This is a genomic window from Micromonospora sp. NPDC000316, assembly GCF_042898885.1.
Taxonomy (GTDB): domain Bacteria; phylum Actinomycetota; class Actinomycetes; order Mycobacteriales; family Micromonosporaceae; genus Micromonospora.
In genome coordinates this window covers 209337-233407 of record NZ_JBIAZG010000002.1, presented here as the reverse complement: position 1 = coordinate 233407, position 24071 = coordinate 209337, and the positions used below count along the sequence as shown (strand labels likewise).

The window sequence follows — 24071 nt, the reverse complement described above, 5'->3', positions numbered from 1 at the left end:
GCGTCGGATCAGGGTGGGGGTGGGGGTTTGGGTTCGGTTTTGCGGATGGCGTCGGCTGTGGCCAGGGTTGTGTGGCGTAGGGCCTGTTCGGGGTCGAGGTTCGCTTCGCGGGCTGCGGCGACCATTGCTAACAGGCGGGCACCCAGTCGGGTTTCCTCGTCCGGCTGGGCGTCCGGCGGCGGGAGCGCGACGGTCAGGCCGGCGCGGGCGGCACGGTCCAGGATCTGCGTGGCGAGAGCCAGGGCGGGCTGACTCAGTGCGATGCCGTCCAGCACCGAGTCGCGGGCCTTCTCGACCCGCTTGATCCGCTCCCAGTTCTCGGTGATCTCCTCAAGCGTGCCGGCCTCCGCGTCGGCGAAGACGTGCGGATTACGCCGGATCATCTTGTCGACCAGGCCACCGGCCACGTCGTCGACGGTCCACCGCTCACCTTCGGGCAGCTCCTCCGCGAGCCGGGCGTGCAGCACCACCTGGAGCAGCACGTCGCCCAACTCCTCGCGAAGCGCGTCGGTGTCGTCGGCGATGATCGCGTCGTACGCCTCGTAGCTCTCCTCCAGCAGGTAACCGGCGAGGCTGCGGTGCGTCTGCGCCCGCTTCCACGGGTCACCGCCCGGCGAGGCCAGCCGGTCCAGCACGGCCACCGCGTCGAGCAGCCGCGCGCCCGGCGGATCCCACGAGCCGTACATCAGCTCCATTTCGGCCAGCCCCGGCTCCCGGGCCAGCCGCAGGCCCAACTCCCGGGCCAACGACTCGTCGCCCGCCGGACCTGCCAACCACACCACCGCGTCGTGCGCCGCCACAGCGTCCAGCAGCGGCTGCGTCGCGGGGCCGTCCACCACTGTCACGTCGGCGCCCGCCTGGCGCATGGCCGTGGTCAACTCGCTCTCCGCGCCGGTCAGCACCGGGTGCTGACGTACGACGTCCCAGGCGGCGGCCGTGAGCAGGCCGGCCGGCAGCCGGGGCGAGGTGACAAGCAGGACGATCCGTGCCGTCATGCTCAGTTGGCCGTGCCCTCGTCATGCGAGTGGGAGTCCGAGTCCGAGTCCGAGTGCACCGGGCTGGGGGTGGAGATGTCGGTGACCGCGACCGAGCCCGGCTTACTCAGCGGCACGCTTACCGCCGAGACGTCGCCGGAGAAGCTGAGCAGCGGGAACTCCAGCGGGCGGTACCGAGGGCTGACCGTCACGTCGTAACGCTCGACCGCCTCGGCCAGGATCCGCTTGGTCGCCAACGCGCCGCGCAACTGCTCGCCGTCGAGCTGACGGGCGGCGTCCGCATCGGACACCTCGCCCGGGATGTTGCCTCCGGCGCGGCCGGCGGCGATAACGTCGGCCATCTCCTGCTCGGTCGGCTCGACCGGTTCGGCCGGCAGCCCGGACAGGCAGGTGAAGAGCTTGGCCATCTCCCGCACGTACCCGGTCTCGGGGTTGAGGCCGAGCTGCTGGGCGGCCTGCTCGACCGTGACCTGGCTGCGCGGCTGGTAGCCCTTGTCGGCGGAGGTCTGCTCGCACACGTTTGTCAGCACCATCACCTGGACCACGTCAGTCAGCCCGGGCAACTGCGGTGCCGGTGCCGCCGGCTGGCCGCCGACGCCGGGCTGCGGCGCCGCGGTAGGCGTCGGGTTCTTCGTCCGCAGGTCGTTCATCGCGGCGGTGACGTCGCCCTCGGTGATGCGCTGGTCGCCGATGTAGGCGGCGACACCCGGCTCAGCACGGCAACCGGAGAGGGCGACGAGGCCGAGCGCCACACTGGCGACGGCGACAAGACGGCGAGCACGCATGGCTGCCACTCTCTCACGCCGTCAGCGGCTGTTGTGACACCCCCCACCTCCGCCCACCTGGCGGCCAGGGCCGGCGTCGAGTCGACACCAGCCCCGGCCGGCAGGAGATCACCGGGTCAGACGCTCGCGGCCACGGCCGGGGCGGGAGCGCCCAGCACGTCGGACAGCAGTTGGGCGCACCATTCGAGCAGCGCCTGGTCACGCAGCGGCTCGCCGCCGATCCGGCGGGTGCTCGGCCGGGGCACGCTCACCTGGTCGGTGGCCTGCTTGTAGACCGCGTCCGGGTGGTAACGCTTGAGCCGCAACTGCTTCGAGTCGGGCAGCGGCAGCGGACCGAACCGGACGTGCTTGCCCTGCATGGACACGTCGGTCAGGCCGTACCGGCGGGCCAGCAGGCGGAACCGGGCCACCGCCACCAGGTTCTGCACCGGGGCGGGCGGCTCGCCGTACCTGTCGGTCATCTCGGCCACCACCTCGCGCAGGCGCTCCTCATCGCGGGCCTCGGCGAGCTTGCGGTACATCTCCAGGCGCAGCCGCTCCACACTCACGTAGTCGTGCGGCAGGTGCGCGTCGATCGGCAGGTCAATCTTGACGTCGACCTCCTCCTCCGGCCGCTCACCCTTGAACGCGGAGACCGCCTCGCCGACCATCCGCACGTACAGGTCGAACCCCACGCCCTCGATGTGCCCGGACTGCTCGCCGCCGAGCAGGTTGCCCGCGCCCCGGATCTCCAGGTCCTTCATCGCCACGTACATGCCGGCACCCAGCTCGGTGTGCTGCGCGATGGTCGCCAACCGCTCGTGGGCGTGCTCGGTGAGCGGCTTCTCCGGCGGGTAGAGGAAGTACGCGTACGCCCGCTCCCGGCCCCGGCCCACCCGGCCACGGATCTGGTGTAGCTGGGCTAGGCCGAGCAGGTCGGCCCGCTCCACGATCAGGGTGTTGGCGTTGGGGATGTCGATGCCGGACTCCACGATCGTCGTGCAGACCAGGACGTCGAACTCCTTCTCCCAGAAGCCGACCATCACCTTCTCCAGGGCGTCCTCGCCCATCTGGCCGTGCGCCACCGCGACCCGCGCCTCGGGCACCAGCTCCCGCAGGCGGCGTGCCGCCCGGTCGATCGACTCGACCCGGTTGTGCAGGTAGAAGACCTGCCCGTCGCGAAGCAGCTCCCGGTGGATGGACGCGGCGACCTGCCGGTCGTCCTGTGCGCCGACGAATGTGAGCACCGGGTGGCGCTCCTCCGGCGGGGTGGCGATTGTGGACATCTCCCGGATGCCGGTGATCGCCATCTCCAGGGTGCGCGGGATCGGAGTGGCCGACATGCTCAGCACGTCCACCGAGGCACGCAGGGTCTTCAGGTGCTCCTTGTGCTCGACGCCGAACCGCTGCTCCTCGTCGACGATCACCAGGCCGAGCTGCTTGAACCGGGTCGCGGTCTGCAGCAGCCGGTGGGTGCCGATGACGATGTCGACGGTGCCGTCGGCGACCATCTCCAGGGTCCGCTCGGTCTCCTTCGGGGTCTGGAACCGCGACAGCTGCCGGATCTCCACCGGGAACTGGCTCATCCGCTCGGCGAACGTGTTGTAGTGCTGCTGCACCAGCAGCGTCGTCGGCACCAGCACCGCCACCTGCTTGCCGTCCTGCACCGCCTTGAACGCCGCCCGGACCGCGATCTCGGTCTTGCCGTAGCCGACGTCGCCGCAGATCAGCCGGTCCATCGGGACGGTCTGCTCCATGTCCCGCTTGACCTCGTCGATGGCGGCGAGCTGGTCGGGCGTCTCCTGCCAGGGGAACGCGTCCTCCAACTCCCGCTGCCAGGGGGTGTCCGGGCCGAACGAGTGACCCTTGGACGCCTTGCGGGCGGCGTAGAGCTGGATGAGCTGCGCGGCGATCTCCTTGACCGCCTTGCGGGCGCGGGCCTTGGACTTCTGCCAGTCCGAGCCGCCCATCTTGTGCAGGGTCGGCTGCTCGCCGCCCACGTAACGGGACAACTGGTCGAGCTGGTCGGTGGGGACGAACAGCCGGTCGCCGGGCTGCCCCCGCTTGCTGGCCGCGTACTCGATGACCAGGTATTCCCGGCTTGCGCCGTTGACGGTGCGCTGCACCAACTCGACGTACCGGCCGATGCCGTGCTGTTCGTGCACCACGAAGTCGCCGGCCTTGAGCTCCAGCGGGTCGATGGTGTTGCGCCGCCGGCTCGGCATCTTGCGCATGTCCCGCGTCGAGGTGCCCCGACCGCCTGTCACGTCGTTGCCGGTGAGCAGCACGAACCGGGACGCCTCGTCGACGAACCCGCTGCCCAGCGGGCCGCAGGTGACGATCAGCTCGCCGGGGGCGGGCGCGGTCGGCACCTCCTCGGTCAGCCGGGCGCCAAGCCCCGCGTCGCGCAGCACCTCCACCGCACGCTGGGCGGGGCCGTGCCCCTCGAAGACCAGCGCGATGGACCAGCCCTCGCCGGCCCAGCGCTTGAGGTCGTCGACCACCCGGGCGGTCTCGCCGTGATAGAGCGGGGCCGGCTGGGCGGCGAGGGTCACCGCGATGGCGTCGTCAGGGGTGACGCTCGCCTGCTCGGGTGCGTCCTCCCAGGGCTGGCGCGCCTCGGCGGTCTCCCCCTCGACCAATCCGAACGGGGACAGCGTCCACCACGGCTGGCCGAGCTTGCCGGCGGTGGCGCGCACCTCACCGAGGGTCCGGAAGGCGGCGGCGCCGACGTCCACCGGGGCCTGGCCGCCGACCGCGGCGGCGGCCCAGGAGGCCTGCAGGAACTCCTCCGAGGTACGCACCAGATCGTGCGCCCTCGTGCGGATGCGCTCCGGGTCGCAGAGCAGGACGTGGGTGCCCGGCGGCATCGCGTCCAGCAGCAACTCCAGCGAGTCGGGGCCGACGAGCACCGGTGCCAGCGACTCCATCCCCTCCACCGGGATGCCCTCGGCCAGCTTGTCCAGGATTTCGGCCAGCTCGGGGTGCTGCTCGGCGAGCGCGGCGGCCCGGTCGCGGACCGCCGGGGTGAGCAGCAGCTCACGGCAGGGCGGTGCCCAGAGCAACGGGACCTGCTCGATGGTCCGCTGGTCGGCGACGGCGAAGGTGCGGATCTCCTCCACCTCGTCGCCCCAGAACTCGACACGCGACGGATGCTCGTCGGTGGGCGGGAAGACGTCCAGGATGCCGCCGCGCACCGCGAACTCGCCGCGCTTGGTGACCAGGTCGACCCGCGCGTACGCCATGTCGACCAGGCGGTGGGCGACCTCTTCCAGGTCGGCCTCCTCACCTGCGGCGAGCTGCACCGGCTCCAGGTCGCCGAGCCCCTTGAGCTGCGGTTGCAGCAGCGAGCGGACCGGCGCGACGACAACCCGCAGCGGGCCGGTGCCGCCGTGCGCGTCGGCCGACTCGGGGTGCGCGAGCCGGCGCAGCACTGCCAGCCGTCGGCCCACCGTGTCGGAGCGGGGCGAGAGCCGCTCGTGGGGCAGCGTCTCCCAGGAGGGGAAGACCACCACCTGCTCCGGCGGCAGCAGCCCACCCAGCGCGGCGGCCAGGTCGTCGGCCTCCCGGGTGGTGGCGGTCACCGCCAGCACCGGCCGGCCGGCGCCTTCGTTGTCGGCGGCGACCGCCGCGACGGCGAACGGGCGCAGCGCCGCCGGAGCGGTGATGTCGAGGCCGTCCACCTGGGCGGCACCGGAGCGCGCCAGGTCACGCGCCCGGGCCAGCCCGGGATCGGCCAGGGCGGCGGAGAACAGACCGGTGAGCAAGCGAATCACATCCAGGAGAGTCGACGCACACGACGGCTGCCCCTCGTCCGGTCGGACGGGGGGTGCACGACGACAAGCCTATCCCCGTCCACCGACAGCAACCCCCATCCGCCCAGGTCCACGAGGCGCGCAGGGCGCGCCACGTCTTCCCCACCAATCAAGATCCGCGCACTTACGGGGAAAGTGCTGCTTGCGGGAGCGCGGGAGGCAGCAGTTTCCCCGATGTTGCGCGGATCTTGCCGGGCCTTTCCGTCCGATCTTGACCTTTGACTGCTGTCATGGTCGGGTTTCGAGGTGGGTGAGCAGTGGCGGGCACAGTTCGACGCGGAGGTGAGCTTCGCCAACGGCGGCGGGCTGCGCACCGAGGGGTTCCGGCTGGACATCCCGGGCCGGGAGATCAGTGACGAGGATCTGGCCGCGCTCTTCGTCCGGCACCTCGGGCTGCTGATGGTCGCCGAGGTACACGTCAGTGCGAAGACGATCATCGAAGAGCCGCACAAGGGCGGCCGGGGTGTCGCCGTCGACCGAACCGGTGCTGGGCGTCGGCTCGTCGAGCTGAGCCACGTGATCAGCAACGGGATGATCACCCTGCCCGGCTGGCCTGGGCCACGGATCGACGACTGGTTGACCTTCGAGGCGTCCCGGGCGAACTACGCGGCGGGCACCGAGTTCCACGTGGCAAGGATCGACATGATCGCCAACACCGGCACGTACCTGGACACCCCCGCCCACCGCTGGTCAGGCGGCGACGACCTGGCCGGGGTGTCGCTGGACCGTCTGGCGGACCTGCCCGGCGTGGTGGTCCGGGTGCCGGCCGGCACCCGAGCCGTGGACCGGCTGCTGCTGGCGCCGTACGAGGTGGCCGGGCACGCGGTGCTGCTGCACACCGGCTGGGACGCACATTTCGGCAGCGAGCGGTACGCCTCGCCGGAGGCGCCGTACCTCACCGGGGACGCCGCCCAGGCGCTTGCCGACGCAGGTGCGGCCCTTGTCGGCATCGACTCGATCAACATCGACAACATGGGTCCGGCGGCCGGCGGTCAGCGCCCCGCGCACAGCACCATGCTCGCCGCAGGCATCCCGATCGTGGAGCACCTGACCGGCCTTGACGCGCTGCCACCTGATGGTTTCCGGTTCACGGCGGCCCCACCGCTGGTGGCCGGCATGGGCACCTTCCCGGTCCGCGCCTTCGCCGCCGTCGGCACCTGACATCACAGGAAGAAGCCTTCACCACAGGCGCCTTCACCGCTGTCAGCGCCGGACGTTCGGCGGACGGCTCGGCCGCGTATCGGGGTGGACGAGGGATCGTTGAGTCGGCACTATCGGCTCAGGAGCGCGACGGTGACGGTCTGAAACGCCGCGGTGATCGCGAGTCAGGGGGGACGATGCCCGCCGAGGGAGTCGGCAGTGATCCGCGTAGCCCCACCACGCCTGGCCGATGGCGGTTCCTGGGGCACCCGGCCGGGATGCTTGTCTACCAGGTGCGGTGCGTCGTCGAGAACCGCGGCTGGACGGAACTCGACATGATGAACCGGCACAGGGTCATCCTGGGGCGCTCCGGGGCGTACCAGCGCCGGCTCAACGGCCGGGTTGAGCTCTCCGATGCCACGTCCGTGATGTTCATTCGACCCGGCGACGAGTTGGCAGTGGCGCACCCGTTCGGCTGCGGTGACTCGTACACCTGCTTGGAGATCGACCCGGTGGTGCTGGCGGACCGGCCGGACGCGGCAGCCTGGCTGGCCCGTGGCGGCTGGTCCGGGACCTCGGACGCCGCACTGGACCTGGCACACCGGCTACTGGTCGCGGAGTTTCGGCGCGGGCTGGACGACTTCGAGATGGCCGAGCGACTGCATCGGTTCCTGGCTCGTCTGCTCCAGAACAGCCCTCTCGGCGGTGACGTGGGTGACGAGGTCGATCGGGCCGTACGCCGAAGACCCGCGACGCTTGCCGCGCACCGGCGACTGGCCGACCACGCCCGTGAGGTGCTTGCGCATTCCAGCTACACGCTCGGCCTGGACGAGGTCGCCAAGGCGGTCGGCAGCTCCCCGCACCACCTCAGCCGGGTGTTCCAGCGGATGACCGGCAACAGCCTCACCGCCTACCGCAGCCGGCTGCGGGTGCGGGAGGTGCTGGACACCCTCGCCGAGCCCGACGGCCGTCCGCTCGGCGCACTCGCCACCGAATACGGGTTCGCCGACCAGGCGCACCTGACCCGTGCCGTCCGGGAGCAGGTGGGCCACCCACCGGCCCGGCTACGCCGACTGCTCACTCCGTCCGAACCGGGCTGACCACGGCTCCCTGCCGGCTGCCGGCTGCGGGCGGAGGTGCCGCACGGAAGCGTGCGGCACCTCCTCGATCGCCCAGGGGCGTTCCGGGGCCTTGCGAGGAGTCGGGCCTCCCCGAGAAGGTCCGCGTGCCCCGCTCCGGTGCCGCCCCGACGGGCAACTCCGGACCCACATAACCAATCCTCGGGGCGGCCGCTTCCCTCGTCTTGAAGAAATTTGCTCGTCTCGACCGGCCCCCTCCAGATCCGCCGAGGGCGGGAGCAGGCGGATCAGTAGCGCACCGCGATACGGCGCGTACGAGCGTCGACTCGAATCTCTCCGCCGTACGGGATGATCAGCTGCGGGTCGGTGTGACCGAGGTCGACGTCGAAGACCACCACCGCGTCGGGGTTGTACGGCGCGAGCGCCCGGGTGATCGCCTCCCGCTGGGCCTCGGCCCACGCCAGCCGTTCCGGCACCGGCAGTGGCTTGTCGAAGTCCCACGCCTTGGGCCGACCGACGACGATCGCCGGGAAGGCGGCGAGCAGGCCCCGCTCCCCCATGTTCCGCACGATCCGGAACACCTCCTTGGCGCTGGGCATCTCCTGCGAGGTCTCGAAGATCAGCACGGACCCGGCCAGCTCGTCGGCGGGCGGCACCCGGTCGGTGGCCATCAGCCAGTGCAGGATCTCCAGGCAGCCACCCCAGGTGCGGCCCTGCACCACCCGCTCCGGGCCCTGCCAGCGCCAACCCTCGCCGGGCAGCATCTCCGGCTCGTGCGCCAACGACTCCGGCTCGGTCCAGGAGTTCGGCCGGTCACCCCATTCGGGCGCGGCCGTCAACTCGTACCAGTCGGAGGTGAACAGGGCTGCGCGCAGCGAGTCGGCGGTCAGCGGGTGGATTGCGCCGGGCCGGCCGAGGTGCACCAGGACCGACCCACCGTGGTACGCGACGATGCCCAGCCCATACAGGTGGTTGAGCACGTTCGTGTTGTCGGAGTAGCCGAAGTAGGGCTTCGGGTTGGCCCGCAATACCTCGTCGTCGAGGTGCGGGGTGACCGTGATCAGGTCGTCCCCGCCGACGGTGGCGAGCACGGCCGTGATGGTCGGGTCGGCGAACGCGGCGGTCAGGTCGCGGGCCCTGTCGCGCGGGTCGGCCCCCATCACACGTGTGGTCGGATATTCGACCGGCTCCAGGCCGATCTCCTCGCGCAGCCGACGCAGCCCCAACTCGTACACGTGGGGGAAGAGGGCCGGCAGGCCGGCGGACGGTGAGACGACCGCGACCCGGTCGCCCGGTCGCGGCTTCGGGGGGTAATTCGGCACCACCATGCTCAGAGGCTAGCCGCGTGGTCGAACGGGTTTTGGCGACTGAGAGCACGACCGGGGGTCGCCCAAGGACGGCCGACAACCGGCCCGGCTTGTGCGCTGGCGTACGCCTAATAGGCTGGGCGCCCCCAAAGTGGATCGAGAAGCGGAGCGCCCGTGACCACCCCGACCGGACATCCCCCGCAGCCCTTCTACGGCGGCCCGCAGTTCCACCACCCCCACGGCGGATATCCCGCGCCGTCCACGCCGGTGGCCAAGCGCATCCCGGAGAACGAACCCTTCGTCGTACGCCCCAATGTCGCGAAGCGGGGCCTGCTGGCCGCGGGGGTCGTGCTCGTCGTGGTCCTCCCGGTCGCCTTCCTTGCCGTCCTCGGCATCGTGAGCTCGATGGAACCGGAGGTACGCTCCGGGGCCATCATCAGCGTCGTCGGCTTTTTTGTGTGCCTGATGATCATGATTGCCCTACCGCTGGGGATCCAGCTCTGGCTGATCGGCTCCGGCGGACCGGTGCTGGCGCTCAGCCCGGCAGGGCTCTGGATCCGTACCCGGCCCACCAGGGGCCAGGCGATCTGGATGCCCTGGGAGGCCGTCGCGCGAATCTCCCGCCGACGGTGGAGCCTGGAGAAGATGGTGGTGGTCACGCCCCATGACCCCCGGATGCTCCAGCAGCTCGGGGCGTTCACGAGGCTGGACAGCGCGCCACTCAACATCTTCTACGGCTCGGGCCTGGCCGCCACGCTCAACTTCGCGGACCGGCCGGAGGCGGAGATCATGGGGGCGATCGCCCACTACAGCGCGGGCCGCTGCCCGATCATTTGATCATCAGGGCGACGCACCGGGCACGGGAAACGCCCGGCACGGGGCACGGGACCGACCTAGGCTGACGGCGTGGACCTGGAGACGCGTGACAGGCCGTCACGTTCCGTGCGGCCGCCCGGCGCCGCCATCTCGTACGGCCGGGCGGTCACCGCGCTCACCATCTGGACGCCACACGGCGCGCAGAATGTGCTCCGCGCCACGTCGCTCCGCTCCGCCCACCGCCCGGCATCAGCCTCCCACCAGCCCGAAAGCGCGTGCCGCCGGCCGAGATGACACGAAGGTCCGCTGCCTTCACCGCAGGAGTCGGGAAGGTCCCCCTCCTTACCGGCGGGGTACGCGGATACGATCCAGGAAGTCGGACAGCGCTGTCCTTCGTACTCACGTAAGGAGCGCATCGTGACCGACCAGCATGACCACGACGGCCCGGACGCCGCGCTGCGCGCCGACATCCGCCGACTCGGCACCCTGCTCGGGCAGACTCTGGCCCGTCAGGAGGGCCGCCCGCTGCTCGACCTCGTCGAGGAGATCCGCGCCCAGGTCCGCACCGACGCCCCGGCGGCCGCCCAGCGGCTCGGCGGGCTGGACGTGACCACAGGCACCAAGCTGGCCCGCGCCTTCTCCACCTACTTCCACCTGGCCAACATCACCGAGCAGGTGCACCGTGGCCGGGACCTGCGCCGCCGTCGCGCCGTGCAGGGCGGCTGGCTGGACCAGGCGGCCAAGATGATCGCCGAGCGGGGGGTGCCGGCCGAGGAGATCGCCGCCGCCGCCCGCCGGCTGGCGGTCCGGCCGGTCTTCACCGCCCACCCGACCGAGGCGGCCCGCCGCTCGATCCTGTCCAAGCTGCGGGCCATCGCCGACGAACTGGACACCGAGACCGCCAACGCGATCCTCTACGGCGCCAGCGACGAGGGCCCCGCCAACCGCCGGCTTGCCGAACTGCTGGATCTGATGTGGCAGACCGACGAGCTGCGGCTGGACCGGCCCGACCCGACCGACGAGGCCCGCAACGCCATCTACTACCTGCGCGACCTGTACGCCGAGGCCGCCCCGCAGGTGCTCGACGACCTGGCCGACACGCTGCGCACGCTCGGCGTGGAGACGTCGCCGACGGCCCGCCCGCTGAGCTTCGGCACCTGGATCGGCGGCGACCGGGACGGCAACCCGTTCGTCACCCCGGCCGTCACCCGCGAGGTGCTGACCATCCAGCACGAGCACGGCATCGCCGCCACCGAGAAGGCGATGGACCACCTCATCAACGAGGTTTCGGTGTCCCGCCGGCTGCGCGGGGTCTCACTGGACCTCTCGGCGAGCCTCGCCGCCGACCTGGACGCGCTGCCCGAGGTGGCGCCCCGCTTCCGCCGGGTCAACGCCGAGGAGCCGTACCGGCTCAAGGCCCGCTGCGTGAAGGCGAAGCTGGCCAACACCCGGCAGCGGCTGCGTCAGGGCACCGCGCACGTGCCGGGCCGGGACTACCGGGGCTCCGCCGAGCTGATCGCCGACCTGGATCTGCTGCGCGCCTCGCTGGCCCGCAACTCCGGGCAGCTCACCGCCGTCGGCCGGCTGGCCTCCACCATCCGTACGGTCTCGGCGTTCGGCCTGCACCTGGCGACGATGGACGTCCGTGAGCACGCCGAGGCGCACCACGCGGTGCTCGCCCAGCTGTACGAGGCTGTCGGTGAGGTCTCCGACTATCCGGCGCTGACCCGGCTGGAGCGCACCAAACTGCTCGCCGACGAGCTGACCGGCCGCCGACCGCTGTCCACCCTGGACACTCCGCTCTCCGAGGCGGCCCGCAAGACGTTCGACGTGTTCGGGACCATCCGGGAAGCCCAGGACCGGTTCGGCACCGAGGTGATCGAGTCGTACATCATCTCGATGACCATGGGCGTGGACGACGTGCTGGCAGCCGTGGTGCTGGCCCGTGAGGCCGGCCTCGTGGACGTGCACAGCGGGCGGGCGCGAATCGGGTTCGTGCCGCTGTTGGAGACCCCTGCCGAGCTGAACGCCGGTGGCGAACTCCTCGACGAACTGCTGTCGCTGCCCGCGTACCGGGCGCTTGTCGCGGCCCGCGACGACGTGCAGGAGGTCATGCTCGGCTACTCCGACTCCAACAAGGAGGCCGGGATCACCACCAGCCAGTGGTCGATCCACCGGGCACAGCGCGCACTGCGTGACGTGGCCGCCCGGCACGGGGTGCACCTGCGCCTGTTCCACGGCCGTGGCGGCACGGTGGGGCGCGGCGGCGGGCCGACGCACGAGGCTATCCTCGCCCAGCCGTACGGCACGCTCGACGGCGCGATCAAGGTGACCGAGCAGGGCGAGGTCATCTCCGACAAGTACAGCCTGCCCTCACTGGCCCGGGAGAACCTGGAACTCACCCTCGCCGCGGTGCTCCAGGCGACGCTGCTGCACACCGGGCCGCGCCAGCCGGCGGAGATGTTGGAGCGCTGGGACGCCACGATGGACGTGGTCTCCGAGTCGGCCTACCGGTCGTACCGGTCGCTCGTGGAGGACCCGGACCTGCCCGCGTACTTCTGGGCGTCCACCCCCACCGAGTTGCTCGGCGCGCTCAACATCGGCTCCCGGCCGGCGAAGCGCCCCAACACAGGTGCCGGGCTGTCCGGGTTGCGGGCCATCCCGTGGGTGTTCGGCTGGACGCAGACCCGGCAGATCGTGCCCGGTTGGTTCGGCGTCGGGTCGGGGCTGGCCGCCGCCCGCGAGGCCGGGCTGGCGGACGTCCTTGCCGAGATGCACCGCAACTGGCACTTCTTCCGGACGTTCCTGTCGAACGTCGAGATGATGCTTACCAAGACCGACCTGAGCATCGCCCGCCGGTACGTCGAGACCCTGGTGCCGGAGCAACTGCACCCGATCTTCGAGCAGATCGAGCGGGAGTACGAGCTGACCAAGCGGGAGGTGCTGGCGGTGACCGCCTCACCCGCCCTGCTGGAGAACTCGCCGGTGCTGCAACGCACCCTTGCGGTCCGGGACACCTACCTGGAGCCGCTGCACCACCTCCAGGTGGCGCTGCTGCGGCAGTACCGGGATTCGGGTGCCGCCGGACGGGCGGTTGCCACCGCGCCGGGCGGCCGGCGCGCACCGAGCGACGGCACGGCGCTGGAACGGGCGCTGCTCACCACTGTCAACGGCATCGCCGCCGGTATGCGCAACACCGGCTGACCAACCCCGAACGGAGAACAGGCCCCGGTCGCTACGACCGGGGCCTGTTCGTGTGGTCAGTCAGCGGCGCTCACCAGTCACCGCCGCCGAAGTCACCGCCGCCGAAGTCACCGCCACCGAAACCGCCGCCACCGAAGTCACCGCCTGCGTAGTCACCGCCGCCGCCGAAGTCGCCGCCCTGGTCACCGCCGCCGAAGTCGCCGCCCTGGTCGCCGCCGCCGAAGTCGCCGCCCTGGTCGCCGCCGTCCATGCCCTGGTCGGCACCGGCCGCGTCGGCGCCGTACCCCGGATCGGCGAAGGCCGGCGAGAACAGCGCGTCGGCGATCAGCATGCCGCCGAGCACACCCGCGCCGGCACCCAGCGCGGTCTTCCACCACGGCGTCGAATACCAGCCAGCCGGCACCGGCCGGCCCTGGTACCGACCACCCGGGTAGTAGTAGGGCGTGCCCCCACCAGGCTGTGGGCCGGCCCGGAAGGTCTGCCCCTGCACCTGCACCTCGCGCTCCTTGGTGAGCTGCCCGACGCCCCGCGCGGCGGCCAGCGGCGGCAGTTCGGGGCCGGGATCGATCCCCAGCGCGGTCCGCGCCGCCCGGATGTACGCCAATCCCTCAAGCGCGGTCTCCCGGGCAAGCGTGAACTGGTGTGGCGTACGCGCCTGCTCCAACTGCGACCCCGCCGCGTTGTACCGCTCACCGGCGTCGGATAGCGCCTGGCGGACCGCCGGCGTGTCGCCCTGCAGGGTCAACAGTTGGCCGCCGAGGCGCTCGTACCAGCGTTGCGCCTCCGCGCGGGCGTCGCCGAGCTCGGTACGCCGACGGGCGGTGGACTGGGAGCGCATGAGGGCCACCGCACCCACGGCAACCAGCAGCACGATGGCGAGGCACAGCACAAGTTCCATGTCATCGAACGTACCCTCGGTTGTCCCGTCATAGACGTCTGGCAAGCTCCGGTGATGGACGTCTCGACGCTGCTAGTGGTGATCGTGTGCCTCGGCACCGGCGGCGCGGTGGGCTGGCTCGCTGCCCGGTCCCGCTCGGCGGCCGACATCGCCCGACTGGACGCCACCCTGACCGCGACCCGCGAGGGCGAGGGCCGGCTGGAGCAGTCCATGCGGGCGCTGAGCTATGAGGCCACCGCGCAGTCGCAGGAGGCGGTGGCTCGTGCCGTCGCGCCGCTGCACGACACGCTGCGCCGCTACGAGCAGCGCGTCGCCGAACTGGAGCACGACCGGGTCGACGCGTACGCCGAGCTGCGCGAGCAGGTCCGCTCGATGAGCGCCGTCTCCGGCGAGCTGCGCACGGAGACCAAACAACTGGTGGCCGCGCTACGCGCGCCGCAGGTGCGGGGCCGCTGGGGCGAGCATCAGTTGCGTCGGATCGTCGAGGCCGCCGGCATGTTGGAGCACTGCGACTTCTCCGAGCAGGTCACCGCCACCACCGACGAGCATGTCGTACGCCCGGATCTGGTGGTCCGGCTGCACGGCGGCCGGTCGGTGGTGGTCGACGCCAAGGCGCCGTTCGACGCGTACCTCACCGCGATGGAGGCCCGCGACGAGCGCGGCCGGGACGCCCACCTGGACGCGCACGCCCGGCACCTGCGAGGGCACGTCGACGCCCTGGCGGCCAAGTCGTACTGGACCGCGTTCGACAGCTCCCCCGAGTTCGTGGTCCTGTTCGTGCCCGCCGACCCGTTCCTCGACGTCGCGCTGCAACGTGACCCGACGCTGCTGGAGCACGCCTTCACCCGCAACGTGGTGCTCGCCACGCCTGCCACCCTTGTCGCCCTGCTCCGCACCGTGGCCTACTCGTGGCGGCAGGAGGCGCTGGCCCGCAACGCGCTGGCGGTGCACACCCTCGCCCGGGAGCTGTACGGCCGGCTCTCCACCCTCGGCGACCACGTGGGCAAGCTCGGCTCGTCGCTGGCCGGGGCGGTCACCGCGTACAACAGGGCGGTCGGCTCGCTGGAGGCCCGGGTGCTGGTCAGTGCCCGCAAGCTCGCCGAGATGGGTGTCTCGGACGACGACCTGGCGGCCCCGGCCCAGGTCGAGCTGACGCCCCGCCAACCGCAGGCGCCCGAGCTGTTGGACGGGGCCGAGCGCGACCGCTGACCCGCTGGTCAGCTGCGGCGGGCACCCTCCACGACGAACGGGGTGCCCTGCTGGCAGGTGGTCATCATGCCCGCCTCCACCCGGCCGGTGACGGTGACCCGCCCGCCGGAGGTCAGCACGTCGCGGGGGCCGCCGATCAGCAGGTAGCCGTCGAGCAGCAGGCAGTTGGGCTCCACCCCTGGGGTGACCGTGCCGGTGATTTCGGTGGCACCGACCGGCGGTGGGAGGCTGGGGCCACCTGGGGACTTGAGCGTGGGGGCCGGAGTCGCAGGGGTCGACGGGGCGACCGAGGTTGGCTGCCCGGTCGCTGTCGACGGTGTGCCGGGGCCGGCGGGGTCAGCCGTCCCACCGCAGGCGCTCAGCGCCGCGCAGACGACAAGGGCGGGGACGACGAGCCGAAATGTCCTCATGCCGGCTTGGACGCACCGGAACGCCCCGGCGTTCCCGTCGAACAGCACTCGGCGCCCGGGATGCTCAGCCGCGCGCCGCGGCGGCGGCGGCCTTCATGTCCCGCTTCAACTCCTGCGGCAGCGAGAAGGTGAGCCGCTCGTTGGCGGTCGTGATCTCCTCGACGTCGCCGAACCCGCGCGCGGCCAGGTGCGCGAGCACATCCTGGACCAGGTCCTCCGGGACGCTCGCGCCGGAGGTCACCCCGACGGTGCGGGCGTCGGCAAGCCAGGCGTCGTCGATCTCGTGGGCGAAGTCGACCAGGTGACCGGCGCGAGCGCCGGCATCCAGGGCCACCTCGACCAGCCGGATCGAGTTGGAGGAGTTCGTCGAGCCGACGACGATCACCACGTCGCACTCGGCGGCGATCTCCTTGACGACGTGCTGCCTGTTGGAGGTGGCGTAGCAGATGTCGTCGCTGGGCGGCGACTGCAACAGCGGCAGCCGCTGCTTGAGCCGGGCGACGGTCTCCAGCGTCTCGTCCACCGAGAGCGTGGTCTGGGAGAGCCAGACCACCTTCTCCGGGTCACGGACGGTGATCTTGTCGGCCCCGTCCGGGCCGTCCACGAGCTGGATGTGCGCGGGAGCCTCACCGGCGGTGCCGATGACCTCCTCGTGGCCCTCGTGGCCGATCAGCAGGATGTCGTAGTCCTCGGCGGCGAACCGCTTCGCCTCCTGGTGCACCTTTGTGACAAGCGGGCAGGTCGCGTCGATCGCCTTCAGCGAGCGCGCCCTTGCCTGCTCGTAGACCTCGGGTGCCACGCCGTGCGCGGAGAAGATGACTGTGGCGCCCTCGGGCACCTCCTCGTTCTCCTCCACGAAGATCGCGCCCTGGGCCTCAAGGGTCTGCACGACGTGCTTGTTGTGCACGATCTGCTTGCGGACGTAGATCGGAGCGCCGTAGAGCTTGAGCGCCTCCTCGACGGTCTGCACCGCGCGGTCGACACCCGCGCAGTAGCCGCGGGGCTTCGCCAGGAGTACGCGCTTGCCGGTCCGGGAAGTCGCTTCAGCCTGAGTCACCCACCCATCCTACCCATCACCACCCCGCCCCACCCGACACGCGTTGATCATGAAGTTATCGCCGCGACACGCCGCAGTAACTTCATGATCACGCGCTGAGGGCGGGGGACGGCGGGGCGCGGAGGGCTGATGCTGGTGGGCCTTAGGGTGGGCGGGTGAGTGATACCGCGCGGGTGGGTGGCAGCACCGCTGAGGAGCCTTGGCCGGTCCGGGTGGTCAGCCAGAAGGTCGGCGCGTGGATCGCCAAGCTGGGCTGGGTCTGGGTGGACGGGCAGGTGGCGCAGATCAGCCGCCGTCCGGGAGCCACCACCGTCTTCCTCACCCTGCGGGACCCGTCGGCCGACCTGAGCCTGACCGTCACCACAAACCGGGACGTGCTCGACGCCGGCGCTCCGGAGCTGCGCGAGGGCGCCCGCGTGGTGCTGCACGCCAAGCCGGAGTTCTACGCCGCCCGGGGCACGTTGAGCCTGCGGGCCGACGAGATCCGGCAGGTGGGCCTCGGTGAGCTGCTGGCCCGGCTGGAGAAGCTCAAGAAACTGCTCGCCGCCGAAGGGCTTTTCGACCGCTCCCGCAAGCGCCGGCTGCCGTTCCTGCCCGGCCGGGTCGGGCTGATCACCGGGCGCGCCTCGGCGGCCGAGCGGGACGTGCTGACAAACGCCCGGCGACGCTGGCCCGCTGTGGAGTTCCGGACGGTGAACGTGGCCGTGCAGGGCCCGTCCGCGGTGCCGCAGATCATCGACGCGCTCAAGGTGCTGGACGCCGACCCGAGCATCGAGGTCATCGTCATCGCCCGGGGCGGCGGTGGCATCGAGGACCTGCTGCCCTTCTCCGACGAGGCGCTCTGCCGAGCGGTGTTCGCGTGCCGTACCCCGGTGGTCAGCGCGATCGGCCACGAGACGGACACGCCCCTGATCGACTATGTCGCCGACCTGCGGGCCTCCACCCCGACCGACGCGGCCAAGCGGGTCGTCCCCGACCTCACCGAGGAGGTACGCCTCATCGGCCAGGCCCGGCACCGCCTCGAACGGGCGGTACGCAACCTGGTCGACCGCGAGTCCCACCGCCTCGACAGTCTGCGCTCGCGGCCGGTGCTGGCCCGGCCGCAGGTGATGGTGGAGCACCGCGCGACAGAGCTTGCCGCGCTGCGCCAACGGGCCGGTCGCTGCCTCGACCACCGGCTCGCCGGCGCGGAGGACGAGCTGCGGCACACCCTGGCCCGCCTCCGTGCCCTCTCCCCCGCCGCCACCCTCGACCGGGGGTACGCGATCGTGCAGCGCGCCGACGGCCAGGTGGTCCGCGCGGCGGCCGAGGTCGGCAAGGGCGACCCGCTGCGGGTGCGCCTGGCCGACGGTGAGCTGGCCGCGACGGTGGACGGCTGAGTGCGACAGCGCGGTGGCGACGCGGTGACCGCGGGAGGGATGTGCTGAGATGGGCGCGATGACTGACGACACGAAGGCCGGGCCGGACGAGCGGCTCAGCTACGAGCAGGCGCGGGCCGAGCTGGCCTCGGTGGTCGAGCGGCTGGAGGCCGGCGGCACGTCGCTGGAGGAGTCGCTGGCGCTCTGGGAGCGCGGCGAGGCGCTTGCGGTGATCTGCCAGCGCTGGCTTGATGGTGCCCGGGCGCGGATCGACGCCGCCCGGCAGGAGCCCGCTTCCTGACGGCCTGTGGGGCGGCCGGAGCCACCCCACAGGCGTCCATCAGTTGAACAGGCTGTAGAGCTCGGCGGGCGCCTCGACGACCTGGTCCGCCGGCGGCTTCTGCGCGGCGGTGGCGGCACCGTAGTCGGAGTACGTCATCTTGATCTCCTGGGCGGCAGTCTGACCGGCGGCCGGCAGTTGCAGCACCAACTCGCTGAGCCGGCCCTGCGGGTCCACCTTCGCGGTGAACGGCACGGTCTTCGCCTGGGTGCCAAGCGCGGCGATCGTGGCGGCGTTCAGCGAGCCGGCCTCGGCCGCCTTGGTGACGTCGATGGTGCCGGCGTACGTGCCGGTGCCGGTGCTGCGGACCTCGGTGATGCCCTGGGTCAGCACCGCGCTGCCGGCCGGGTCGACCTTGTCGAAGTCGAAGCCGAGGTTCTTGTTGCCCTTGATGCGGGCCTGGTCCAGGTGCTGGTATTTGCCGAGGTTGAGCTGCTTGATGGCAGGCAGGCTGTCGGCGGCGGGGCCGGTCAGCTCCAGCTTGACCCAGCTGTCCGGCTTGGCGTGGATCACGTCGAGCTTCATGGCCAGGTCGGATGAGGGCCCGCCGATGGCGAACTTCATCGCCGCGCTCTGGCTCGGCTGGTGCACCTGCCCCTCGGCCGTCGAGCCGGCACCGGAGAGGGTGAACCGGAAGTTGCCGTCGCTTATCGCCTTTGTGGAATCGAGCAGCGCCTGCTTGGCGTCGCCCGAGACCGGCGCACCGGACGCGCTGGGCGTGCTGGGCGTGCCGGACGCGCTCACCGTCGGGGACGCGGTCGACCCGGCGGTGCCTGTCGTGCCGGCGGCGCAGGCGGCCAGGGCGGGCGTGAACAGAGCGGCGGCTACCAGGCCGGCACTGAGTCGTCGAACAGTCATTCGTGTCTCCCAAGGGGGTCACCCGACGACCTGGTCGGCGCCGGAAACCGGGCGACGCGGCAGCGTCGGCCACGTCGCGTGACCCGGACCGCGCCCGGGTCACCCCCTCCTTGTTCCCTGTCGACGCGTCGGACAATCACCCATTCTGTCCAGTTGCCCCGTCAGCGCAGCGAGCCGGCGAGTTCGCGCAGTTCGTTGTCCCGGGCGTCACCGAGGACGATCACGGTGCGGGTCGGCTCCAGCAGGACCAGCGCCTGCTGGTTGCCCCGGGCCGCGTAGCGCTGCCAGGTGCGCCCGGCCAGCTCCGTCGGGCCCTGCGGCTGGCCCTCGTCGGTCAACTCGGCCGGGAGCAGCCGCTCGGCCGGCACGCTGCTCTGCAACAACTGGACCCCCCGCCCCTCCGGCGTGAGGTAGCCGATTCGCAGGTTCGCGCCATCCTCGACGCTCTGGTAGCGGGCGCTCACCGTACGCCAGTCGGAGCCGAGCCCCTGCGGCTGGCTCACCGGGAAGGTGTTCGCCGACCGGGCCTGCTCGATCGCCGGTGCCGGGTCGACGGTGGTGGCCTGGTCGCCGCCGAGGAAGCCCCGGTAGAACGCCAGCAGCAGCGCGATCGGTATCAGCAGCACCAGCAGCGAAATCGCCATGTCCTTCGGCGACCGCTCGGTCTTGGCTGCCGCCGCCCTGGGCGGCGTGGGTCGTCCGCCGGTGCTCGGGACCCCGGGGGCGCCGAGCGGCGCCGGCGGTTGTGCCGCCGGCTCCGACGCGACAAGGGCAGGCTCGCCGGTGGCCGGCGTCGTCGGACCGGTCACGGCGCGCTCGGCAGCGGCATCGGCGGGCAGCCCGGCCGGCGGCTGGCCGTCGGGCGGCGTGCGGTCGGCGGGTACGCGATCAGCTGGCTGTGCGGGTTCCACCCTCCCATCTTCGCAGCCGCCCGACCGGCGGTATCCGCGCCATCACCGCCCCGCGCCGCAGCTCGGTCGGCCATCGTGTGAGGATCAGCGACAAAGCCGGCAGCAGGGACCACCCTGCCGCCGGCCGTCCCCGCACCGTCGCGAGGAGGAGCCGTCATGACGAACACCAGGACGCGGATCCCACAGGATCTCGACCGCAACCTTGCCCTCGACCTGGTCCGGGTCACGGAGGCCGCAGCGATGGCCGCCGGCCGTTGGGTCGGCCGAGGCGACAAGGAGGGCGGCGACGGAGCCGCCGTCGACGCCATGCGCAAGCTGATCAACTCCATCCAGATGCGCGGCGTCGTGGTGATCGGCGAGGGCGAGAAGGACAACGCCCCGATGCTCTTCAACGGCGAACACGTCGGCGACGGCACCGGCCCGGAGGTGGACGTCGCGGTCGACCCGGTGGACGGCACCACCCTGATGAGCAAGGGCATGCCGAACGCGGTGGCGGTGCTCGCCGTCTCCGAGCGGGGCGCCATGTTCGACCCGAGCGCGGTCTTCTACATGGAGAAGCTCGCCGTCGGCCCCGCGTACGCCGACGTGATCGACATCAACGCCGGTGTGGCCGCGAACGTGCGCCGGATCGCCAAGGTCAAGGGCACCGACGTGTCCGAGGTGACGGTCTGCGTGCTGGACCGCAGTCGCCACGACGACCTGGTCACGCAGATCCGCCGCACCGGGGCGGGCATCCGGTTCATCTCCGACGGCGACATCGCCGGCTCCATCGCGGCGGCCCGGGGCGAATCGGACGTCGACGTGTTGATGGGCATCGGCGGCACCCCGGAGGGCATCATCTCGGCCTGCGCGCTGAAGTGCATGGGCGGCGCGATGCAGGCCAAGCTGTGGCCGCGCGACGACGAGGAGCGGGAGAAGGCGCTCGCCGCCGGGCACGACCTGGACCGTGTGCTGGGCACCGACGACCTGGTCACCGGGGACAACTGCTTCTTCGTGGCGACCGGTGTCACCTCCGGCGACCTGCTGCGCGGGGTGCGCTACCGGGCCGGTGGCGCGTACACCCAGTCGATCGTGATGCGGTCGAAGAGCGGCACCATCCGGGTGATCGACTCGTACCACCGGCTGGAGAAGCTGGCGCTCTACTCGGCCGTCGACTTCGACGGACGGCCGCTGGCCGAGCAGGAGTGACAGTCACCGGCACTGCGACCCCGCAGTCCCTCTCCGCCGCCCGCCGGATCGCCGGTGTCGCGCTGGCGTCGGTCTCCGGAGTCGCGGTGGCGGTGCAGTCCCGGATCAACGGCGAGCTGGGCGTACGCCTGGCCGACGGGTTCGCCGCCGCGGTGGTCTCGTTCGGGCTGGGTCTGCTGGTGCTGCTGGTGCTGGTGCCCGCCACCCCGGGCGGGCGACGAGGGCTGATCGCGCTGCGTCGCGCCCTCGCGGCGGGCGCGCTCCGACCGTGGCAGTGCCTGGGCGGGATGTGCGGCGCATTTCTGGTGGCCTCCCAGGGCCTCACCATCGGCACGTTGGGCGTGGCGGTCTTCACCGTGGCCGTTGTCGCCGGCCAGTCCGGCAGCAGCCTCGCCGTGGACCGGGCCGGCATCGGTCCGACCGGCCGGCAGCCGGTGACCCGGCAACGGCTGGCCGGCGCGGTCCTCACCGTGCTGGCTGTCGGCTTGGCGGTCGGTGACCGACTCAGCGCTCCGGGCGCGCTGGCACTGGCACTCCTGCCACTTGTCGCCGGGGTGGGCACGGCCTGGCAACAGGCGGTCAACGGGCGGGTCCGGGCGGCGGCCGACAGCGCGTTGACCGCCACACTCGTCAACTTCGCCGTCGGCACGGTCACGCTGCTCGTCGCGTTCGCCATCGACATCGCGATACGCGGCTGGCCGACCGGCCAGCTCCCGACCGAGCCGTGGCTCTACCTGGGCGGCCCGATCGGCATCGTGTTCATCGCGATCGCCGCCGCGATCGTGCGCTTCACCGGCGTGCTGCTGCTCGGCCTGGCCACCATCGCCGGACAGATCGTGGGCGCGGTCCTGCTGGACCTGGTGCTGCCCACGGCGGCGTCCCATCCCGGCGTGAACACCCTGCTCGGGGCCGCGCTGACGATGGTGGCCGTGCTGATCGCCGCGCTCGCGCCACCCGCCCGCAAACCGTGACCGGGTCCGGCGGCACACCTGCCCGCGCCGATCTTGCGGTTACTGCCGCGACATAAGCCGCACTTACCCACACTTCGACGACACAAAGTGCAAGATCGGCGCAGGTGGGGCGGGCGGTCAGCGGGGTGGCACCTGCTGGGGCTGGGGCGGGCTGGGCACGGGCGGTACCTCGGGCAGGTCAGGTCCCGCTTTGTGCCTAGCCTGCGGCAGGGCCGGATCGGCCAGGCCCACGAGCCGCTTGGCCGCCAGCAGGCCCGACAGCGCGGCCACCACGGCCAACCCGACCGCGACACGAGTCCTCGCCGGGGTCCCGTACAACCAACCGGCCAACGGCAGCCCGGCAACGAACGCGGTGAGCAGCAGGTTCTTCATGGTCTTCCCGACCCAGTCGGAACACGCTCCCCGCATCCGGGCACCCACGAGCGACAGGAACACCGTCAGCAGGTTCAACGGCAGGACCGCGAGCAGCAACGCCCGAAGGGTCTCGAAATCGCTGTCCCGGGACCATACAGCTCGCAGCGCGTACGCGGAGAGCAGCAGCGCCACCACTCCTACGATCCCCCACCATCGTCCTCCACCGTTACGGCGGATCGCGAGATGAGCACCGACAAGCGTGACGGCGCAGCCGAGGGTCAGGGCAAGCGCGACGGCGAGCAGCACATCCGTCTGCCGATGGCCCGGCCCACCACCGTCGAGTGCCGGCGGGCTGCCCGACGTACCGAGGTGGTCAGCGCCGAGGAACCCATCCCGACGCCACTCACCGCCCGCTCCCCGGTGGACGAAACCGTCCCGACCGTTGGCGACGAGCACCTCGTGGCCACCCCCGGCCGTGGGGTAGACGATCAGATCACGGGAGGCGAAGTGTCGGCGGACGTCACCCGGGTTCGCGGATCCTCGGGCCAACGCCTCGCGGTGTGCGTCCGACACCTCCCAGGCCACCCTCCAGGTCGTGCCGGCGTCGTCGCTCTGCTCCACCCGCAGGTGGCCCTCGACCACCCGGTAACACCGCCGGGGCTCGGCCGGTACGCACCCCTGGCGCTGCCCAGCCTCCTCGCCGGGTAGTCGTCGCTGCTCGTCTTCGCTTGTCGGCCGCCACGTGGTCGCGCCGTCGTCGCTGATCAACCAGCGACCCTCGGCCACGCTCGTCGGCCACGGGGTCAAATCGGTGCCGGAGCCGACCGAGATCGCCGGGCGGCCGTCGAGTGTCGAGGTGCCGATCGCGTAGGGGTAGTGGATTGCGCTGGTGGCGGCCACCGCCAGCACCGCCGGGGGCAGGATCACCAGCAGCCGGACCAGTCGGGCCGTCCGGTAGCGCACCGGCCGCCTCCGGGCCCGCCTCCACGTCCACCCCGACAGGCCGAGCGCCGGCAGGGTGAGCAGATCGGTCCAGTCGGCCCGAACCAGCGACGGCCCCGCCAGCGCGGTCCACGCCGAGGAGGCCAACTCGGCGGCGTACCCGCTGGATTTCAGGACGGCGAACCCGACACCCACGGTGGCCAGGCCGACCAGCGCGGCCACCCGGCCCGGCAGCCTCGGCACGAGCAGCGTCACCAGCACCGCCACCAGCGGCGGAGCGAGCACCAGACCCGCCACATCGCTCAACTTGCCCGTCACCCAGCCGGGGAAGGCCACCTTCAGCACGTGGTCGTTGACGACGAGCACCACCAGGGCCAGCAGAGTGACGGGATGGCACAGCCACGACAATGTCGCCAGCGCGCCGTCACGCTGCGTATCGAACCTCGTCATCTTTT

The 24071-nt window shown here is 71.7% G+C and carries 19 protein-coding genes; 9 read left to right on the top strand and 10 right to left on the bottom strand.

What is annotated here, in order from left to right; all coding sequences use genetic code 11:
- Nucleotides 1-8 precede the first annotated feature (8 nt).
- The 3 genes from ACFY2Q_RS05610 to mfd form a co-directional block, all read right to left on the bottom strand.
- Nucleotides 9-995 carry a nucleoside triphosphate pyrophosphohydrolase gene (locus ACFY2Q_RS05610; RefSeq protein WP_387127991.1) on the bottom strand — a complete coding sequence of 329 codons (987 nt, stop codon included), beginning with the start codon at nt 993-995 and terminating at the stop codon, nt 9-11.
- Between the two features lie 2 nt (nt 996-997).
- Nucleotides 998-1780 carry a hypothetical protein gene (locus tag ACFY2Q_RS05605; RefSeq protein ID WP_387127990.1) on the bottom strand — a complete coding sequence of 261 codons (783 nt, stop codon included), beginning with the start codon at nt 1778-1780 and terminating at the stop codon, nt 998-1000.
- A 116-nt stretch (nt 1781-1896) separates the two neighbouring features.
- A complete protein-coding gene (gene mfd / locus ACFY2Q_RS05600) occupies nt 1897-5526 on the bottom strand; it encodes a transcription-repair coupling factor (RefSeq protein ID WP_387127989.1) in 3630 nt (1209 codons plus the stop codon).
- A 294-nt stretch (nt 5527-5820) separates the two neighbouring features.
- On the opposite strand from mfd, the gene ACFY2Q_RS05595 reads away from it, so the two are divergent.
- Both ACFY2Q_RS05595 and ACFY2Q_RS05590 read left to right on the top strand, forming a co-directional pair.
- The gene (locus ACFY2Q_RS05595) at nt 5821-6735 is read left to right on the top strand and encodes a cyclase family protein (RefSeq protein WP_387127988.1); all 915 of its coding nucleotides are present in this window, start codon (nt 5821-5823) and stop codon (nt 6733-6735) included.
- Between the two features lie 176 nt (nt 6736-6911).
- A complete protein-coding gene (locus ACFY2Q_RS05590) occupies nt 6912-7814 on the top strand; it encodes a helix-turn-helix domain-containing protein (protein WP_387127987.1) in 903 nt (300 codons plus the stop codon).
- A gap of 266 nt (nt 7815-8080) precedes the next feature.
- Here ACFY2Q_RS05590 and ACFY2Q_RS05585 read toward each other — a convergent pair whose 3' ends face one another.
- Nucleotides 8081-9121, bottom strand: a complete 1041-nt coding sequence (locus tag ACFY2Q_RS05585) for a S66 peptidase family protein (RefSeq protein WP_387127986.1) — start codon at nt 9119-9121, stop codon at nt 8081-8083.
- Between the two features lie 153 nt (nt 9122-9274).
- On the opposite strand from ACFY2Q_RS05585, the gene ACFY2Q_RS05580 reads away from it, so the two are divergent.
- The gene (locus tag ACFY2Q_RS05580) at nt 9275-9937 is read left to right on the top strand and encodes a hypothetical protein (protein WP_387127985.1); all 663 of its coding nucleotides are present in this window, start codon (nt 9275-9277) and stop codon (nt 9935-9937) included.
- Between the two features lie 396 nt (nt 9938-10333).
- Nucleotides 10334-13120: a phosphoenolpyruvate carboxylase gene (gene ppc / locus ACFY2Q_RS05575; RefSeq protein WP_387127984.1), complete on the top strand. Its 2787-nt coding sequence runs from the start codon at nt 10334-10336 to the stop codon at nt 13118-13120.
- Nucleotides 13121-13190: 70 nt separating this feature from the next.
- Here ppc and ACFY2Q_RS05570 read toward each other — a convergent pair whose 3' ends face one another.
- Nucleotides 13191-14018 carry a hypothetical protein gene (locus ACFY2Q_RS05570; protein ID WP_387127983.1) on the bottom strand — a complete coding sequence of 276 codons (828 nt, stop codon included), beginning with the start codon at nt 14016-14018 and terminating at the stop codon, nt 13191-13193.
- A gap of 54 nt (nt 14019-14072) precedes the next feature.
- Between ACFY2Q_RS05570 and ACFY2Q_RS05565 the strand changes: the two genes are divergently transcribed.
- On the top strand, nt 14073-15227 hold the full coding sequence (locus ACFY2Q_RS05565) for a DNA recombination protein RmuC (protein ID WP_387127982.1): 1155 nt from the start codon (nt 14073-14075) through the stop codon (nt 15225-15227).
- 8 nt (nt 15228-15235) lie between these two features.
- Here the strand turns inward: ACFY2Q_RS05565 and ACFY2Q_RS05560 are convergent, their stop codons facing one another.
- Together ACFY2Q_RS05560 and ACFY2Q_RS05555 are read right to left on the bottom strand one after the other, a co-directional pair.
- Nucleotides 15236-15637, bottom strand: a complete 402-nt coding sequence (locus ACFY2Q_RS05560) for a hypothetical protein (protein ID WP_387127981.1) — start codon at nt 15635-15637, stop codon at nt 15236-15238.
- A gap of 64 nt (nt 15638-15701) precedes the next feature.
- Nucleotides 15702-16694 carry a 4-hydroxy-3-methylbut-2-enyl diphosphate reductase gene (locus ACFY2Q_RS05555; RefSeq protein ID WP_387127980.1) on the bottom strand — a complete coding sequence of 331 codons (993 nt, stop codon included), beginning with the start codon at nt 16692-16694 and terminating at the stop codon, nt 15702-15704.
- Nucleotides 16695-16849: 155 nt separating this feature from the next.
- Between ACFY2Q_RS05555 and xseA the strand changes: the two genes are divergently transcribed.
- Nucleotides 16850-18073: an exodeoxyribonuclease VII large subunit gene (gene xseA, locus ACFY2Q_RS05550; RefSeq protein ID WP_387127979.1), complete on the top strand. Its 1224-nt coding sequence runs from the start codon at nt 16850-16852 to the stop codon at nt 18071-18073.
- A 58-nt stretch (nt 18074-18131) separates the two neighbouring features.
- On the top strand, nt 18132-18353 hold the full coding sequence (locus ACFY2Q_RS05545; protein ID WP_030328827.1) for an exodeoxyribonuclease VII small subunit: 222 nt from the start codon (nt 18132-18134) through the stop codon (nt 18351-18353).
- 39 nt (nt 18354-18392) lie between these two features.
- Here ACFY2Q_RS05545 and ACFY2Q_RS05540 read toward each other — a convergent pair whose 3' ends face one another.
- Together ACFY2Q_RS05540 and ACFY2Q_RS05535 are read right to left on the bottom strand one after the other, a co-directional pair.
- Nucleotides 18393-19250 (bottom strand): hypothetical protein, encoded by an 858-nt coding sequence (locus ACFY2Q_RS05540; RefSeq protein WP_387127978.1) that lies wholly within the window; start codon nt 19248-19250, stop codon nt 18393-18395.
- A gap of 161 nt (nt 19251-19411) precedes the next feature.
- Nucleotides 19412-20161 carry a DUF4245 family protein gene (locus ACFY2Q_RS05535; protein WP_387127977.1) on the bottom strand — a complete coding sequence of 250 codons (750 nt, stop codon included), beginning with the start codon at nt 20159-20161 and terminating at the stop codon, nt 19412-19414.
- 156 nt (nt 20162-20317) lie between these two features.
- Here ACFY2Q_RS05535 and glpX point away from each other — a divergent pair, with 156 nt between their 5' ends.
- Both glpX and ACFY2Q_RS05525 read left to right on the top strand, forming a co-directional pair.
- Nucleotides 20318-21349: a class II fructose-bisphosphatase gene (gene glpX / locus ACFY2Q_RS05530; RefSeq protein ID WP_387127976.1), complete on the top strand. Its 1032-nt coding sequence runs from the start codon at nt 20318-20320 to the stop codon at nt 21347-21349.
- Nucleotides 21346-22320, top strand: a complete 975-nt coding sequence (locus tag ACFY2Q_RS05525) for a DMT family transporter (RefSeq protein WP_387127975.1) — start codon at nt 21346-21348, stop codon at nt 22318-22320. Before glpX ends, ACFY2Q_RS05525 begins: the two co-directional genes overlap by 4 nt.
- Before the next feature lie 117 nt (nt 22321-22437).
- Here ACFY2Q_RS05525 and ACFY2Q_RS05520 read toward each other — a convergent pair whose 3' ends face one another.
- Nucleotides 22438-24066, bottom strand: coding sequence for a hypothetical protein (locus ACFY2Q_RS05520; protein WP_387127974.1), 1629 nt, complete (start codon nt 24064-24066; stop codon nt 22438-22440).
- Between the last annotated feature and the right edge of the window lie 5 nt (nt 24067-24071).